Genomic DNA, 17,090 nt, shown 5'->3' with positions numbered 1-17,090 from the left:
AGCGGTGAAAAAAATGAAAAAAGATTTTATTCGATTAAGTCTCTCTCTTATTATCCTTGTTGCTATTTTTTATATTTTTCAGCAAAAGCAAATTGTAAAGGAAAGTATAACTTATTTTCCAATTGATCCTACTGTTACTTTCCCAAAAGCAAATACTACCCTTACATTTCATAAAAAAAGATTCGATGAGTATAGCATTCTCTGGAAAAGCAATTCTTCTATTAACAAGCGAGCGTATTTACGTCAAGATATGAGCTTACTTTATGGAAATGGGAAGCTGATAAGCACGATGGGAGAATGGCGACAAAATACATTAGAACTTTCAGAAGAAAAGACCGTTGTGGAAAGAGAAAGCAACTATTTACAAGCAATTACTTTTCATTATGCTGAAATACATGATGCCAATGAAAGAATTTTCAGTTCTCAAAAAATTTCAGCAGACAATTTATATATCATTAATTCGAAGTTTGAGAGTGCACCACTATCTTTTCATTCTCCAAATAACTTAGTCGAAAAAGATTGGGCAAGAACATTAGATAAACAAGCATTAGATTATATTGAATACTCTTATCGCCAAGTATTAAAGAAATTTCATATTTCAGCTGAACAATATGATACAAAACTTTTACTCACAGAATTAAGTAAATTTAACGATACACCACTCCCAGATTTTTCAAAGGAACAAAGTGCAAAAATTCTTGGACAATTGACTGAAGGTCTTTATAAAAACTATTTCCTGGGAATTATGAAAGAAGACGGAACCATTGCTGATCCCATCGGCAGTTCTATCCCGGTGATATTAATTAATGACAATCATCTTCTTATCTTATTTACAACAAAGGACGGTGAAGCGATTGTTTTAAGACAGCAAATTTCTACTCTTTAATTTTATCCCATAATAAAAGATATTTTGGATTGTTTTCATCCAATTCTAAAGCTTTTTGTAAATATTCTCTTGCTTCTTCTAGATTCTTATCATAAAGACTGACAACTGCTAAATTATAATACGCTTCATGAAACTGTGGATTTAAATGGATTGTTTTTTGCAGATTTTTTTCAGCTGCTGCAAATTCCTTTTTCTTAAGCTGGATATAAGAAAGTAAAAAATAATAGTTCTCATTATTTTTAGTTTCAATTGTTACTAAAACATCTTCTGCATCATCATATTTTTCATCATTTACATAATTGTTGACCATAATAAATGCAGATTTGTCCCGATTTTGTGAAACCCCTGAACTCGATGAATAGGCAATGCCAATACCTATTAGCAATAGAGTAATAAGTAGCGCCCCAAGCTGGACTTTCCAGCTTTTTTTCTTTGGAAAATGGACGATAGCTGTTGCTAGAAAACCACCTACTAATCCACCAATATGTCCCGCATTATCGATTCCTTGTATAGTAAAGCCAAATATAAGATTAATAATGATAATAATAATGACATTCCAACCCATCACTCGAAAAAACAGCTTTGGAAATTGCCAGGCAAAATAAAGAAGTGCACCGAAGCATCCAAAAATCGCGCCACTTGCGCCAGCTGATAAAGATGGACTTATTAAATAACTTGCAAACACCCCACTAAATCCAGCAAAAAGATAAATGATGAAAAATCTACCATTCCCAAAAATTCTTTCTATTAATGGACCAACATAATAGAGAGCAAATGAATTCATGGCTAAGTGCAAAAAACCAATATGTAAAAAAATAGGTGTTATTAAACGCCACCATTCCCCCATAGCGATTAAATAATTTACTTTCGCTCCCCATTGAACCAATGTTTCGCTATTGTTACTTCCTCCGCCCCCTTCCATTAGAAGAAATATTATTACTTGAACGACAATAAATAAATAGGAAATAAACGGTTTGCCAAAGTTAAGTAACTGCCTTTCTTCTTTTTCATTTTGTTTTATTAGCTCAAGGATATTTTCTTTATAGCGCTCCATTTGATCGTCGCGTTCTTCTGATGTACCTGGTATGTCATTTAAGTTTGTTATTTTTCCGCCTGCTATTTCCCACTCGTCTACTGACCGATCAAGAAGAATAGTATTAATTTGCACTTTTTTATCAGGACTATTAAACAAGTGATTTACTAAATGGTCATAAGCATCTACAGGAGGAAAGGCAGTTATATACACGCTCTCTACCTTAAGTGAGCGTTTACGCAATGTGCGTCTTATCCTCTCTGCATTTAATGCTGTTCTTTCCATATCCCTACTTAACCAATTACTCCAATCAAGATCCATTTGGAACAACCGAATAATCGGTGTGTTTCCTCTGTTCTTTTTGCTCTCCAGCCAAATTTCTTGTTGATTTTCTGCTAGATAGATTACTTTATAACGGCATTCCACTATTAAAAAATAGACTATTCTCCAATACTTGTACGGTTCAATCACCATCTGTTTTCTCCCTACTCTCCAAACGCTGAAAGCTATATCTTCTCTATTTCATTTGTCCATTCATTAAATAAGACATTTTCTCTTTTTAGGAAATCACCTTTCCCTTTACAATACTATAAATGGTTGTTTTTTTCCTTTTTTTATCGCTTGAACGTCACAAAAATATTAATTCTTTCATTATGTAGAAATATGTAAATAACTTTAATAGAAGCAAATGCTTCACCATATCTTTTTCATATAAGATTGGTTGCTAAGGGGAGCCATTCTAAAAATTATACCCAATCAAGAATAAAAGGAAACAGATGAACTAAATACCCTGTGAATTATGTTTTCACAAGGTATTTAGAGAGATTATTGATAGATTGTATCTTTAGAACGACCAAAAACGGAATTCATCATCGTTCTTTTTACACTAGGAATATTCATCAATATCCTTACTGCATACTTCCGAATAAATGGATTTCTCAAAATAGTATTTATGACACGATACCGTTTCTGAAATAAATAATATCCACCTAAAGCAATTAGTAAAATGGAGAATACTCGTGACATTTTTCCATCCCTCCTAATGATTAGTTTGGTGAATATATTATTTTTTATCCGCATAGAGTAGTGAAAATATTCTCGTTTTTTATCGCTTGTAAAATAAAATGATCAATGATTATAAATGAAAAAAAGATAGCTCAATGCCGCAAGAAAACCTGATAGAACATTCACCATATCATTGTTAAAAAGGGGGAAGCCTTTCTTCTTTACTACAGTCTGATGACATACCATTCTTGTTTCCACCATTTGACCACAAATTGGACATTGATACTCAACCTGTATAAATGCCCCTAAAAGGGTATCCAATACATTCCCTAGAAAACCAAAAAGAAAAACGAGAAAAAATCCCCACAGCTGAAGAGGAAATAATAATGTAGCTATAATAGCAATTAAAAATGAACCTGCTAATCCTGCCAATGTCCCTAATATGCTAACAGCTCCTGATGTTCCTGTTTCCGTCTCCTTAAAGGTTCGAATAGATAATGGTCTTCTTTTACTTAATGATCCAATTTCGGAAGCCCAAGTGTCTGAATTAGCAGCTGCAAGCAAAATAGCGAAAACCGTAATCCAAACAGACTCTTCTGTAATAAAATAAATAATACCTACAATAGCAGCAAATCCTCCATTTGCCATTACTTGTAGCCAATCTCTCCTAGAACCTTTTTGTGTTTTTTTCTCCATTGATTTTTTTGTTTTACTTTTGTACGTAGAAAGCATGCTAGAAGACACAAAAAAAGCTCCTAAAATAATTAGTCCCTTATAGCCAAAACCTAAAGCAATTCCACTGCCGACAAAAAAAGCTGCAATTGCACCGCTTTTTGTTAAAGACCTCCGTTTGTATGCGTAATAGGAGACAAATAAAATTACTAAAGAATACATTATACTACTCATTTGTACATAATATCCCTTCATTCGTGATTATTTTCTGTACAGCTAAATCATGTTTCTGAAGTGGTATTCTTTCTTTTACCTGCATAGAAAATGCTAAGGAAATGGTTTCACCTTTATAGCTTTCTAAAAATCGGTCGTAATATCCTCCTCCAAAACCTATTCTGTATCCATTCCTCGAAAAGGCTAATCCTGGAACAAGGAGTAAATCGATTTCTTCTGGATTTGTTCGTTCTGTTTTTTCCATTATAGGTTCAAATAAATTGCTGTAAACCGATTCAAGCTGATTGAAACTCTCTAATTTACGAAAAAGCATTTGTCTAGTTTCAGGAATACACTTCGGCACACTTACCTCCTTTCCTAATTGCCAACACATACGAATGATTTGATATGTATCAACCTCTGGAAATTTGGAAATGGTAATTCCTATATGAGAAGCAGAAGAAAAGGAAGTATTGTTATATAGTTGAAGAGCTATCTGATAAGACATATGCTCATAATGGGGTTTACTGATTGCTTGTAGTTGTTTGATCATATTTGTTCGGAACTGTTTCTTTTCCAGCATATTATGTATACACCATCCTTACCATTTGTTTTTTAATATGAAAAAACAGAAGGGAGATATCCCTTCTGCTTATTTTGTTTCACGGTGAACGGTAGTACGTTTTTCTCTTGAGCAATATTTTTTTAGCTCAAGACGATCTGGATTATTTCGTTTATTTTTTTTAGAAATGTAGTTACGATCACCACATTCAGTGCAAGCTAACGTAATGTTTACACGCATGTTTATTTCCCTCCAAACTATAGGTTGCTAGTTCGTGCATACGACTTTTATATGATAACATCTTTTGTTAGGAAATGCTAGTACTTGTTTTCATTAGAATGTGATTCAGCTCTAAAACCTCTTTTTTTTCAGTACCAGTAATAGACCAAGCTCGGCTGATTCCAGTTGATTGAGGCATAATCTCCATGCTTAAGGAAAAAATGCTTACACTTGATCCTTTTGCCAATGGCTGATATTTAAGTATCCCCTTTTGATTATTCGTCCAAATATGCTCAGTGTGTACATTCCAAATAGGTTGTACCGTTCTCTGTTCAATACGGTTTGTATTATATTCTCCGTTTACCAAATAGAGCTGGTCATCAATAGAATGATAGATGACATTTTCCGTCGGAGAAACGAAAGAAAGATGCTCTTGGTATGCTTTTGGAAAATAATTTAACACTAAAATCTTTAATGTCTTCGCTTGTTGAGAATGATTTCTCACATAAATCTCGTTATATTGAATTTTAGAATGCTTGTGTATTTGCTTTACATGTACAGATATCGAATGTTCTGGTATCAATTTCTCATAGCCATTTTGAATCCAGTAAGTTTTTCCTTCAATCCAAATTCCAGGGGTAGTAGTTATTTTTTTCATAAGTAGCTTTCTTTGAGCACTTTGATAATCTTTTTGTAAATTAGCCTCAATCTTCACTCTACTTTCACCTACTCTACTATTTTTAATTAGATATGGATTCGTTTACCTTTGTATTTACTAGTAGTTCATCGAAAACTCTTTTTGTTTCTTCCCCAATTCGATTCCAGCTGAATAGTTGGCTTACTAATTTTTGACCATTTTTGCCAATCGTTTTGCCTTCTGTTGGATTTTCCAATAAATACTCGATATTTTCAACTAAGTTATCTGCATTATTTGGTTCCATAAATAAACCTGTTTCTCCATTCTTTATAATACCTTTTAAGCCACCAGTATGGGAAACAATCGTGGGAACTGCAAATATAAGGGACTCTAATGCTACAATTCCAAATGGTTCATACGAACTCGGAATCACAACGATATTAGCGTGAGCATAAAATGCATTTTTTTGTTCTCCGTGCAAATATCCTATTAATTGAACACATTCCGATAATCCATTTCTCTCGATAAATCTTTGATATTCTTCGTACATTGGCCCTACTCCAGCAATAACAAAATATAAATCTGATCGCTTTTTATGCAATTTTCTCGCTGCTTCCAATAAAGTACCAAAGCCCTTTTCTTTTACCATTCTGCCCATCGCAAAAATAATTTTTTTATTTTTGTCTAAATGAAGGGATTCGACAGATGGAAAGGAAGCATTTTCAATTTGCATAGATTCTATTCCATTTGGAATAATGTTAATTTTTGATTGCTCTACTTCAAAAATGGACATTACCTCATCCTGCATATATTCACTGCAAACAATTAAAGAATCCGCTGCATGAATTAGTTGTCTTTCTTTCCCATGAATAAATTTTTGCATTTCCGTATAAATGCCACCATTTCTTCCATGTTCTGTCGCATGAATGGTTGCTATTAATGGAATATTTAATTGGTCCTTTAACGAAATTGCAGCAGCCCCTACAAGCCAATCATGTGCCTGAATTAGATCAAATGTCGTTTTCTTTCCTAACTCTATCGCTTTATCCCACATGGCAAGATTTAGTCCGCCGATCCAATGGATAAAATTTTGCTCTATACTATAAATTGGTTTAACACGATAAACGAATAAACCATTTTTTTCTTCTACATCTTCTGCCTTTTTCTGCATATCTTGGGCTGTAATAAGATGTACTTCATATCCATTTTTTATTAAACTGTTCGTTAAACCAACCACATGAGTACCAAGACCGCCGACTATATTCGGGGGATATTCCCATGATAAAATAAGTGCCTTCTTCTTATTTGATGGAATTATTTCATTTATTTTCGGGTTATTCATTTGTATGGTAGTATTTAATATTGGATGCACCTTTTCTCTCAAAGACATCCATTCCTTATCAATCGGTCCTTTCATAAATATACTTAATTGATTTGCTGCTTCCAGATAGGATGAAGCTTCTTCAGCCGTCCAATTATCTTGGTAGAGCAAAGCGCTTAACAATAGCCATTCTTTTTCCAACTGTTTCTGAACACTTTTCGCTTCATTTGATAACAGAACTTGTCTCCATTGATGTAGTTCTTTTTCTACAAAAGCCAAAGAAGCATATATATCACTTTGATTCTTGATTTGGCTTTCTCTATGTTGATCCAAAAAAGAAGAACAAAGATGTACATGATCCATCCCTTGACTAAATTGATTCAAATATGTTTCAGGAGTAATATGAACCATATAGCCTTCATCACATAAATAACGAATACTTTTATTTAATTCCTCTCCTATTTTTACATAGCTCTCTAAATCAATAGGTAGTGATAATATTGACTCATTCGTGTAATGATTATACGATTCAAGTACCTCCATAATCGCTTTATCCCACATTTGCTTTTGGGGATTTTTTTCTTGAAAAATCTGATATAAACTTTCTTCAACAGGAAAAAAAACAACATGATGGGGAGATTCAACAGCTAATCCTACATCGCTTGGCAATGGATCACTATGATTTATAGTTGCACTGTTTAGATAACTATATGTCAATTTCTCTTTTTGCAAATATAAATCTAATCCAGGCGAGAAATATCCTTCAGGAAACCAAAAGCCTTTTGGACGGTACTCTATATAGTCATCAATAATCGATAAACCCATTTCCATTTGCAATTGAACACCTGTACTAGTTGAAGCATTCGAAACTTGTGAAAAGGAAGCAGGGCTTGCAAGGAGTTCTATTCTATTATCTTGAATGAGTGATTTCATTATCTTTAATAAATTTTTATCTTTTTGTTGCCAATATGTTAGTAATTCAACGTTGCAGTTCTCTTTTTCTAAAAATTCTGTCATTTCTTCCCGAAATGACTGCAAATCTAATATTTCCATATATATTGGTGGTACAACAAGCTGAATGATATATGGAGAATTATTTTTTTCAGTAAGGAAAAGAAAGTTAATATATTGAATTGTGTGTTCATAAAATTCCCTTTTTTTATTCTTATCTTCCGAAAAATAATTCATAAAAGGAATGTTATTTATAACAATCAATTGAAAATACGAACCATTCATTTCTTTTTCACATCCTCTTGCTCTTCTAATTCATAATAGCTATAGGTACTTACATGCTCAATCCAATTCGGTATAGGATTGTCCCCTTTTTCCCAATTTTGTATCTCTTTTTCCATAGTACCAACTTGATCTTGTGAGATTCTCGGAGTATGTAATGGATTAGACTGTAATATCGGTAAAAAGGATTGGTAAACATCCAAGACTCCTATTTCAAAACAAAGGCTTCTGTTTGGAGACAAGTCTTGTAATATTATCGATTCCTGTCCATTCTCGACCGGAAGAAGGCGATAGCTATGTGCATTTCTTCCATTATAAATAATACTTGTTATATCATTAATCTTCACTGCCAAAGAGCAGGTTTCTGGGTCAATATCATAATAAGTAGAGATTAGCTGCCATTTCCCTTCAGGTATTCGCCAAAATACTAATGCAGTATTTTCACTTGTTAACCAAGCTTCCATGCCATTTTTCTTGGTTAATAAATCAACGCTTGTCCAAAAATGTTCTGAGACAAAGGGAATCTTTGGCTCTGTTTTTGTGGTTATTTGTTTCTCTTCTTCTTGTTCATTCTTCTCTTTTTCTTTCACGTACTTTTTCCATTGGTATTGAACTTTACCTACAGTTGAATTTAGTTCCATGGCAATTTTACGGAAAGAAAGCCCTTTACGTCTTAAACTTACAATTTGTTCAATCAATAGAAATAGCACCTCTTTCTAGATTTTTGATTTCCCTCTTTCTGACAATCTTGGGTGTATGTATCGCAAATTACTAGTATATGTCTACAAGATACTTTTTAGTTCCTATTTATACTATTATGTTACCACTGAATGGGGGATGCCACAATGAACAGATTTTGTCGGATTGCGCTTAAACTTATGTACGTTCATCTTGAAGGTGCAAAAAAATTTTTCTACCTTGTATCTGCTTCCTCTAGTAACCGAAATTCGACATATGCCTGCTTAAATGCAAGTAGTATTACGACATATTCCTAAATGTTTCGCAAAAAAATCGAGTATTGTCTCCCGGTTGAGAAAAATGGCTGATGAATATTTTTTGTTATCTTATAGCAATTTTCATTCATTCCTTCCATAAGTTACTTTGATTAAATAGGAATTATTGATTGATAATGATAAAATATCTTAGACTGGACTGTTTTACTGCAAAGATAAAGATGATTTCTTTTTTCCTATTGAACAACAATCTTTTAGAAAACAGCTTTTTTTAAATAGTCTAATACTATTAATTTGTGACATGAGGTGAATTATGTTAATTGTAACGCTAGTATTATTAGGGATTTCTTTATTGCTTCTTCTACTATCTTTTTTTCTTCGTGATCCTATAAAAGACTTACGCGAGGAAATAGATCAGCTATCGATTCAGCAAGTACAGGAACTATATAAAATGAAAAAGAAATTAAAAGTGTTAGAAGAGGAATTAATGATTGGTGAGGAAGATTTTTCTTTTAAATCTCCTTCTTCTGTAAAAGAAATAAAGCCAATCCAAAATGAAAATACTCCATCTATTCATGCCATCATTAAAAACCAAGTTTGGACACTTGCAGCAAGTGGAGTTCCAATTGATCAGATTGCCAATCAATCATCCCTATCCATTTCTCAAGTTCAACATATTATTAACGAACGGGAAGGACAATAATGAAATGAAGAAACAAAGTTTACGTTCATTCGCTATAGGAATGCTCCTTTCAGCTAGTGTGATCGGTAGTTATTATTTCTATATGGAAAAAAACACTCACCAAGATGAAAACTTCCTAAACACAAATGATGCGACTACATACCTTAAAAAACAGGGTTTTATCGTTTTAAGTAATGTAGAATATGAGGAACTGAACAAAAGCATAGAGGAAAATAAACAAGAACAAGCAAAGTCTGATACAGAGGCAAATAATAAACAAGAGGAAGCTGAAAAAGAAGCACAAGAGACATATTCCTATACGCTAAAAGTTAAAAGCGGTATGAGTATTTCCACAATTGCTGAATTATTATATAAAAATAAGATCGTTAAAGATCAAGAAGAATTCGAAACATACTTAATCGATAACGATTACCACACAAAAATTCAAGTTGGCAGCTTTCGTTTAACGAGTGAGATGAGTCATAAGAAAATCGCTGTGACTCTTACTAAGTAAATAGCGCTTCTTTAGGATGGTATAAAAGCATTCTTGTCAGGACGAAAAAAACCAAACAATCAGACAATAGTTTCTAAGATTGTTTGGTTTTTTATATTAGTTTTTTAAATGACGTTTATAGTAAAAATTTGTTGTTTATGCCTGTTGCCTTATTTTTTTACCAATCGTATTGTCTGCCTTTAACTAAATAAAAAATATTTTCAGCTATATTAGTAGTGTGGTCGGCTGCTCTTTCTAAATAGCGACAAACAAATGTTAGTTGAGAAATTTGATGTAAATATTCAGGTTTATTTTTACTGATTTCAAACAGCTCCATAAACGCTTGTTTGTTTAAACTATCTACCTCATCATCCATCTCAGCAATTTTCCGAGCTAACCTTGTGTCCTCTTCATTATATGCATTTAAAGATAACCGTAACATTTCATTCGTGATTTCCAGCATTTTTTTGACATGTACCATCGGTTTTACTAAATCCTGATTACCTATTCTAATAGTAGCCTTTGCTATATTCACTGCAAAATCTGCAATTCTTTCGATATCTGTCGCAATCTTTATTCCAACAATAATTCTTCTTAAATCAATAGCAACAGGTGCCTGTTTTGCAATAAGAAGAATTGCAAAATCATTTATTTCTTCATACAACCTATCTGCCTTTGCATCATCATCAATTATTTCTAGAGCCATCTCGATGTTTTGTGTCTCAAGTGCAGCTAGTGATCTTTGGAGAGCTTGAATAGAAAATTCTCCAAGCTCTGTCAATTTTCCTTGTAGTTCCTTAAGCCCTGCTTCAAACTTCTCTCTAACTGGCATGATAAGAGTCTCCTTTTTCGGGTGTTGAACTGAATTTATTATCCAAATCTTCCTGTAATATAATCTTCGGTTCTTTTATCCTTTGGATTTGAGAATATTTTATCTGTTACATCAAACTCAACAACTTCTCCATTTAAGAAGAAAGCTGTTTTATCAGAGATACGAGCAGCTTGCTGCATATTATGTGTAACAATAATGATGCTATAATTTACCTTTAGTTCTTGAACTAGCTCTTCTACTTTTAATGTCGAAATTGGATCAAGTGCAGAGGTTGGCTCATCCATAAGAATAACATCTGGTTCTATAGCTAGACATCTAGCAATACATAGACGCTGCTGCTGTCCGCCAGATAGTCCATATGCATTCTGATTTAATCTATCTTTTACTTCATCCCAAATTGCTGCACCTCTTAGACTTTTTTCCACAATTTCATTTAATATTTTCTTATCACGAATGCCATGAATTTTAGGACCGTATGCCACATTTTCATAAATTGACTTTGGAAATGGATTCGGTTTTTGAAAGACCATTCCTACTTTTGTTCTTAATTCTTCCACTCCATAGTCTTTGTCAAAAATATTTCTACCACGGTAATTAATTTCACCAGATGTTTTTACACCTGGCACTAATTCAATCATACGATTTAATGTTTTTATATATGTCGATTTCCCACATCCAGATGGCCCAATAATAGAAGTTACTTCATTTTCAATAATATCTAAATCTATATTTTTCAGCGCATGGTTATCCCCGTACCATAAATTAAGCTGATTTGTTTTATAAACAGAATTTTTTACCTTACCATCTAAATCATTACTTTCTACTGCTTTCTTCACTTTATCTACAAAGACTGTACTCATTTGAAGTTCCCCCTATACGTTTAATAACGCTTTTGAAATTTATTTCTAATCAATACTGCAATAGAGTTCATTAAGATTAATAGCACTAAAAGAACAATTATTCCTGCTGCTGCAAGACTCTGAAATTCTTCTTGTGGTCTTCCCGTCCAGTTATAAATTTGCATTGGTAATACTGTAAACATATCAAAAACTGTTCTCGGCAAGAATGCAAGGAATAAAGGAAGACCCAATACAACTAATGGTGCTGTTTCTCCTATTGCACGTGAAAGTGCCAATATCCCACCTGTTAAAATGCCAGGGATAGCTGCCGGCATTACCACTCTAACGATTGTCTGCCATTTTGTTGCACCCATACCGAGAGATGCTTCTCTTAATTCACTAGGTACAGATCGGATTGCCTCTTGAGCAGCTACAATAATAATTGGCAGAACCAATAAGCTCATTGTTAAACCTGCAGCAAGCACACTTGTTCCAAGTGACATGGCACGAACAAATAAGGTTAGTCCTAATAAACCAAAGACAATTGATGGTACACCAGCAAGGTTTGATATATTGATTTGGATAAAATTCGTAAACTTATTTTTATTCGCATATTCTTCTAAATATATTGCAGTCCCCACTCCAATCAAAAGGGAGACAGGTGCAACTACTGCCATAAGCCACACAGTTCCTATTAAAGCAGTATAAACCCCTGCATTTTCAGGTTTACGGGATGGCAAGCTTGTTAAAAATTGAAAATCCAAATAGCCAATTCCTTGAGTCAATACTCGATAAAAAAGGATAGCGAGAATAACTAAACCAAATAAAGTCGCGCTAAAAAATAATCCTCTCATTATGACATTTTTCATTAATCTCGGTTTCATTTTTTTTATAACATTTGAATGATTTATCAACTTCATCTTAATATTCCTCCCTAAAACGACGAGAAATGTATTGGGCAAGCAGGTTCATTAAGAAGGTAAACAGAAATAGTGTAAATCCAACTGCATAAATACTGTAATAGATTGTTGTCCCATATCCTGCATCTCCTTGGCTAACTTGAACAATATAGGCTGTCATAGTTTGAATTGATTCTGTTACATTGAAGCTAAGATTAGGTGTACTTCCACCAGCAACTGCTACAATCATTGTTTCTCCAATTGCTCTTGATAACGCTAAAACAATAGAAGAAACGATACCAGAAACGGCAGCTGGCAAGACAACCTTAATTGCTACTTCAAATTTTGTAGAACCCATCGCTAAAGCCCCTTCACGCATTGATCGTGGAACTGCACTCATGGCATCTTCTGATAAAGAAGCAATCATAGGTGTAATCATAATGCCGATCACAATTCCTGGACTTAATGCATTGAACATTTCTAAAGAAGGAATAATTGATCTAAGCAATGGTGTTATAAAGGTTAAAGCGAAAAACCCATAAACAATCGTAGGAATACCTGCTAGCACTTCTAAGATTGGCTTAATTATTCTTCTTGTTCTATCACTCGCGTACTCACTTAAAAAAATGGCCGATGCCAGCCCTATAGGCACAGCAACAATACCTGCAATAATGGTTACTTTTAATGTCCCAGAGACAAGTGGCATAATTCCAAATGTTCCTGGTTCGGAAAATGGATACCATGATTTACTTGTTAAAAATTCTTTCATATTCACTCTTTCAAAAAAAGTGAATGTTTCAATGAGTAATGTAAATAAAATACCAAGCGTTGTTAAAATCGATAATATAGCAGTAATTAATAATACTTTAGGCATTATTTTCTCTAGCATTTTACTTAAATTATTTTTTTGTTTTTTTTCTGCAATTAATTCCTGAATAGATGGTGTATTTCTGTTTACTTCTTGTTTCATCATGTTTTTCAAGCCCCCCTTAAATCCAAACACCAAGATGGAAAGCCAAGTACAAAGCTTTCCATCAAAACTTATTACTTCAGTCCTTTAATTAACTCTAAATCTTTTTCATATTCTTCATCTGGTAATTTTACATAGCCTACATCTTCTGAAAGCACTGCTGCATTTTCAATCATAAATTCAACGAAATCAGCTACTTCTTCTTTTTCTACAGATTCATTTTTCACATAAGTGAATAATGGTCTTGATAATGGAGAGTATTCTCCGCTTTCAACTGTTTCATTTGTTGGTTCAACTGGACCGTTACCACCGTCAATCGGTACTACTTTTAAGTTATCTTTGTTTTCTGCATAATAAGCATATCCAAAGTATCCAATTGCGTTTTTATCCCCTGTTACACCTTGTACTAAAATATTATCGTCTTCTGATAATGTCGCTGCTTTAACTATTGGTTGTTCTTCTAGAATTACTTCATCAAAGTAATCGAATGTTCCAGAATCTGTTCCTGGTGAATAGAATTTGATTTCTTCCTCTGGCCATCCTTCACGTATATCAGACCATTTTTTCGTTGTGCCATCTTCTAGCCAAATTTTCTTTAATTCATCTACTGTTAAATGGTCTACCCACGTATTGTCTTTATTCACTACAACGGAGAGTCCATCATATGCTAATCGTAATTCAGTATAATCAATTCCTTTTGCTTCTAATTCTGTTTTCTCTTCCTCTTTAATTGGGCGAGATGCATTACTAAAATCAGTCTCACCTGCGATAAACGCTTTAAAGCCTCCACCTGTACCAGATGATGCAACAGAAACTTTTACATTTGGTTGCTCTGCTTGATATTCTTCAACGATTGCTTCCATAATTGGATAAACAGTTGATGAACCGTCTAATTTAATTTGTCCTGTTAATTGTTCACCAGCATCATTATCATTTGATGAATTAGCATCATTATTTCCGCCACATGCTGCTAATGCTAACATTGTTCCAATCATTGCTGTTAATCCTACTGTTTTAAGGCTCTTCATTTTTCTCTTTACCCCCTAAGGATGGTTGTTTTGTCTTACAAGTTAACTATAAGTCTTTAGTATTAATTTGGTTTTAACTGTTTGTAAATCAATGTAAACGCTATGTAAATTTAGGGGGTTGCCTTACATTTTTTTGAAATTGCTTAACAATTGGGTCTACCATTATTAAAAGGCTTTTTCTTTAACAAAATGCAAAAAAGGGCAAAACTAATGGAAAATAGTTTGCCCTTTTTCTATTATTCTTTTTCTTCTTTTTCCTCGTCTTTTTGTCTTTCTTTTTTCAAATCGAAATATGCATCCAATACACGTTCACCGATTTTTTTATTTGCCCCATTATCAACACTTCCTTGGTATGCCCATGGAACCATTACTGCCATCGCAACTTCTGGATTATCAGAAGGAGCATAGCTAATTAAGCTTAAATTCATGACTTGAGGAGGTATTTCCCCATAATCACTTCTTGATGGTCCATCATAAAACGCCTCCGCAGTACCTGTTTTTGCTGCAGGAGAATAATCTTTTCCACCTAAGTTAGAATAAGCGGTACCCTTTGGAGTTTGAGCTACCATCTCAAATCCTTGCTGAACTCGTTCAATCCATTCTGGTTTAACATCTACTGTATTTAATACCTTTGGTTTTACGGTTTCTACAACTGGTCCTAGTGTGCTATCATCTGCTACAGGTTCACGAATTTCTTTTACAATATGTGGTTCCATCCTTTTCCCGCCATTCGCGATTGTGGAAACATATTGCGCGAGCTGCATATTTGAATACGTATCATATTGCCCAATCGATAAATCTAGTAGGAAACCTGGCAATGTATCTTGTCCTTTAAACCCAACTTGTTCGTTTGGCAAATCAATTCCGGTGCGAATTCCTAATCCGTACTGCGCAAATTCGTTTCTAACTAATGAAAAGTCGCTCAGCTGTACAGATAACGGTTGACCATATACATAATTTGCACCAGCCATCTTCATTACTGTACGGAACATATAAACGTTAGAAGAGCGTTGCAATGCAGTCAGGTCATTAATTGGTCCCATTGTTGTCCAAGATTTCTTAATTGTGTTTCCGATTTTTACAGGTGTATCATTCCACACTGTTCCAGGAGAAATTGCTCCCGTTTTATACCCAGTTAATACAGTTGCACCTTTTACAACAGATCCTACGTTGTACGTGGTTGTAATATTACCAAGTGCATCATCTTGAACTTCCAATTTTCCTGTTTTTTCATTTTTTTCTAGTCGTTTTCCGGCCATGGACAGAACATCTCCTGTATTTGGATCCATTAAAACCACATAAGCCCTATCAAGCAATTTTGTTCCAGAAAATGTCTTGGCTGTTTTTAATTCTTCCTCGATTATTTTTTCTACTTCTAATTGAAGTTCCATATCAATGGAGAGAACTAGATCATTTCCTCGTTTTCCTTCTGATATGACCTCGGTACTTACGATATTGCCATTTTTATCTGTTTTATTGCGAATTTTCTCTTTTTGTCCTTTAAGAACATCTTCGTATTGGAGTTCTAAGTAACTTGTTCCTACTCGATCATTTCGGCTGTATCCTCGTGAAAGATAATAATCTAATTTCTCTGCCGGTAATCCTTTCTCTGCGGAACTAACACTCCCTAAAACAGATTTTAACGTATCACCGAATGCATACGATCTTTCCCAGTCAGTTGTTGTATCTACACCAGGTAAGGATTCTAAATTCTCGCTTACTACTGCAAACTCTTTGTCACTGACGTCTTTATTTTTCACCATTTGCGGTGTTAGTTTGTAGCCACTAATAAATTCGCGATAGATTGCTAAAACCTCTAAATCATGATTAGAAAGTGTTTTTAAATCCTCCTCCGTAATTCGATCCAGCTGCAATTGATATACTTCTGTATTATATTCGTCTTGATCTGGATACTTCTCTGCTAAAGCTTTTTTTTCTGTATCAGACACCTTCTTACTTGCCTTCTCTTCATTTTTTATGATCCAGTAATCCTTTTTTTCACGTTCTGTTACCTTTTTTGTATCTTTAATAATATACTGGGAAAGCAACTCAGCTGTTTCGAGCATCTTTTCTTGCTTTGCACCTGAATTCGTATATGTAATCGCTTTTTGTGCAACATTATCCACAATTACTTTTCCAGTAGTATCATACATTTTCCCACGGGGCACAGAGGTATTTACTGTAACATCTTCTGTTTTCTCTAGCTCTCTTTTATAATCCTCTCCGTAAACAATCTGCACAAAACCTAGTCGCAGAATTAAGGCGGAGAATAATAAAAACACTAAAAAGAAAATAATATTAAGACGTACAGGTATCGTTTTTTTCTTTTTCTTTTTTCCCACCGTATAATCACACTTTCCTTGAATATTCTTTTTCTATTGTAATAGAAAACAGGAGATTATTCTATTAATAACTAATTGGAATAATATGCTAGAATCGACTAAGTTGTGCTATTTGCATTTTTCCTACTATATTATTTATTAATATGAGAGAAAAAACGCCTATGTATCCACGTTTCTTTCATCCAAAAAACACCAAAAGGGGCTGGGACAAAACTAAATAACTAACTTTTAAAGACGAACAATCTCTAATTTAGCTCTTAAATAAAGCTAC

General features: G+C 33.8%; 18 protein-coding genes. 4 read left to right on the top strand and 14 right to left on the bottom strand.

The genetic code is table 11. The annotated features are described in order from the left end of the window. The first annotated feature begins 13 nt into the window (after positions 1-13). On the top strand, positions 14-886 hold the full coding sequence (locus tag ADJ83_RS09450; protein ID WP_048717684.1) for a hypothetical protein: 873 nt from the start codon (positions 14-16) through the stop codon (positions 884-886). Here the strand turns inward: ADJ83_RS09450 and ADJ83_RS09445 are convergent. The 8 genes from ADJ83_RS09445 to ADJ83_RS09410 all read right to left on the bottom strand — a co-directional run bounded on the left by ADJ83_RS09445 (position 876) and on the right by ADJ83_RS09410 (position 8,479). Beyond that, complete coding sequence (locus ADJ83_RS09445) at positions 876-2,393, bottom strand: rhomboid family protein (RefSeq protein ID WP_031535350.1); 1,518 nt, start codon at positions 2,391-2,393, stop codon at positions 876-878. The genes ADJ83_RS09450 and ADJ83_RS09445 overlap by 11 nt on opposite strands. A gap of 351 nt (positions 2,394-2,744) precedes the next feature. Continuing rightward, positions 2,745-2,945: a hypothetical protein gene (locus ADJ83_RS09440; protein ID WP_031535352.1), complete on the bottom strand. Its 201-nt coding sequence runs from the start codon at positions 2,943-2,945 to the stop codon at positions 2,745-2,747. 102 nt (positions 2,946-3,047) lie between these two features. Further along, entirely contained in the window at positions 3,048-3,830 is a 783-nt protein-coding gene (locus tag ADJ83_RS09435) for a DUF92 domain-containing protein (RefSeq protein WP_031535354.1), read from the bottom strand. After that, entirely contained in the window at positions 3,823-4,392 is a 570-nt protein-coding gene (locus ADJ83_RS09430; RefSeq protein WP_031535356.1) for a 5-formyltetrahydrofolate cyclo-ligase, read from the bottom strand. Before ADJ83_RS09430 ends, ADJ83_RS09435 begins: the two co-directional genes overlap by 8 nt. A 69-nt stretch (positions 4,393-4,461) precedes the next feature. Continuing rightward, positions 4,462-4,611: a 50S ribosomal protein L33 gene (rpmG, locus tag ADJ83_RS09425; protein WP_016204868.1), complete on the bottom strand. Its 150-nt coding sequence runs from the start codon at positions 4,609-4,611 to the stop codon at positions 4,462-4,464. A gap of 67 nt (positions 4,612-4,678) precedes the next feature. Next, entirely contained in the window at positions 4,679-5,305 is a 627-nt protein-coding gene (locus ADJ83_RS09420; RefSeq protein WP_048717683.1) for a hypothetical protein, read from the bottom strand. Positions 5,306-5,330: 25 nt separating this feature from the next. Then, complete coding sequence (locus ADJ83_RS24810; RefSeq protein WP_048717682.1) at positions 5,331-7,784, bottom strand: glycosyltransferase; 2,454 nt, start codon at positions 7,782-7,784, stop codon at positions 5,331-5,333. Then, complete coding sequence (locus ADJ83_RS09410) at positions 7,781-8,479, bottom strand: DUF4912 domain-containing protein (protein ID WP_031535362.1); 699 nt, start codon at positions 8,477-8,479, stop codon at positions 7,781-7,783. Before ADJ83_RS09410 ends, ADJ83_RS24810 begins: the two co-directional genes overlap by 4 nt. A gap of 147 nt (positions 8,480-8,626) precedes the next feature. On the opposite strand from ADJ83_RS09410, the gene ADJ83_RS25540 reads away from it, so the two are divergent. The 3 genes from ADJ83_RS25540 (at position 8,627) to ADJ83_RS09400 (ending at position 9,930) form a co-directional block, all read left to right on the top strand. Continuing rightward, a complete protein-coding gene (locus ADJ83_RS25540) occupies positions 8,627-8,776 on the top strand; it encodes a hypothetical protein (RefSeq protein WP_155986733.1) in 150 nt (49 codons plus the stop codon). Between the two features lie 271 nt (positions 8,777-9,047). Continuing rightward, positions 9,048-9,437 (top strand): hypothetical protein, encoded by a 390-nt coding sequence (locus ADJ83_RS09405; protein ID WP_031535364.1) that lies wholly within the window; start codon positions 9,048-9,050, stop codon positions 9,435-9,437. Positions 9,438-9,441: 4 nt separating this feature from the next. Continuing rightward, positions 9,442-9,930 carry an endolytic transglycosylase MltG gene (locus ADJ83_RS09400; protein WP_031535366.1) on the top strand — a complete coding sequence of 163 codons (489 nt, stop codon included), beginning with the start codon at positions 9,442-9,444 and terminating at the stop codon, positions 9,928-9,930. A 157-nt stretch (positions 9,931-10,087) separates the two neighbouring features. Here the strand turns inward: ADJ83_RS09400 and phoU are convergent, their stop codons facing one another. From phoU to ADJ83_RS09370, 6 genes are all read right to left on the bottom strand, one after another. After that, positions 10,088-10,741, bottom strand: a complete 654-nt coding sequence (gene phoU / locus ADJ83_RS09395; RefSeq protein WP_031535368.1) for a phosphate signaling complex protein PhoU — start codon at positions 10,739-10,741, stop codon at positions 10,088-10,090. A 38-nt stretch (positions 10,742-10,779) separates the two neighbouring features. Beyond that, complete coding sequence (gene pstB, locus ADJ83_RS09390) at positions 10,780-11,601, bottom strand: phosphate ABC transporter ATP-binding protein PstB (RefSeq protein WP_031535370.1); 822 nt, start codon at positions 11,599-11,601, stop codon at positions 10,780-10,782. 20 nt (positions 11,602-11,621) lie between these two features. Continuing rightward, complete coding sequence (pstA, locus tag ADJ83_RS09385; RefSeq protein ID WP_031535372.1) at positions 11,622-12,500, bottom strand: phosphate ABC transporter permease PstA; 879 nt, start codon at positions 12,498-12,500, stop codon at positions 11,622-11,624. Position 12,501: 1 nt separating this feature from the next. Then, positions 12,502-13,452: a phosphate ABC transporter permease subunit PstC gene (pstC, locus tag ADJ83_RS09380; RefSeq protein ID WP_031535374.1), complete on the bottom strand. Its 951-nt coding sequence runs from the start codon at positions 13,450-13,452 to the stop codon at positions 12,502-12,504. 71 nt (positions 13,453-13,523) lie between these two features. Next, positions 13,524-14,477 carry a PstS family phosphate ABC transporter substrate-binding protein gene (locus ADJ83_RS09375; protein WP_031535376.1) on the bottom strand — a complete coding sequence of 318 codons (954 nt, stop codon included), beginning with the start codon at positions 14,475-14,477 and terminating at the stop codon, positions 13,524-13,526. 236 nt (positions 14,478-14,713) lie between these two features. Then, positions 14,714-16,819 carry a peptidoglycan D,D-transpeptidase FtsI family protein gene (locus ADJ83_RS09370; RefSeq protein WP_031535378.1) on the bottom strand — a complete coding sequence of 702 codons (2,106 nt, stop codon included), beginning with the start codon at positions 16,817-16,819 and terminating at the stop codon, positions 14,714-14,716. Positions 16,820-17,090 lie beyond the last annotated feature (271 nt).

The sequence above is a fragment of the Bacillus sp. 522_BSPC genome, from assembly GCF_001076885.1.
Classification (GTDB): Bacteria; Bacillota; Bacilli; order Bacillales; family Cytobacillaceae; genus Niallia; species Niallia hominis.
The sequence above is the reverse complement of the archived record's forward strand: the minus strand, read 5'-3'. Positions and strand labels throughout refer to the sequence as shown.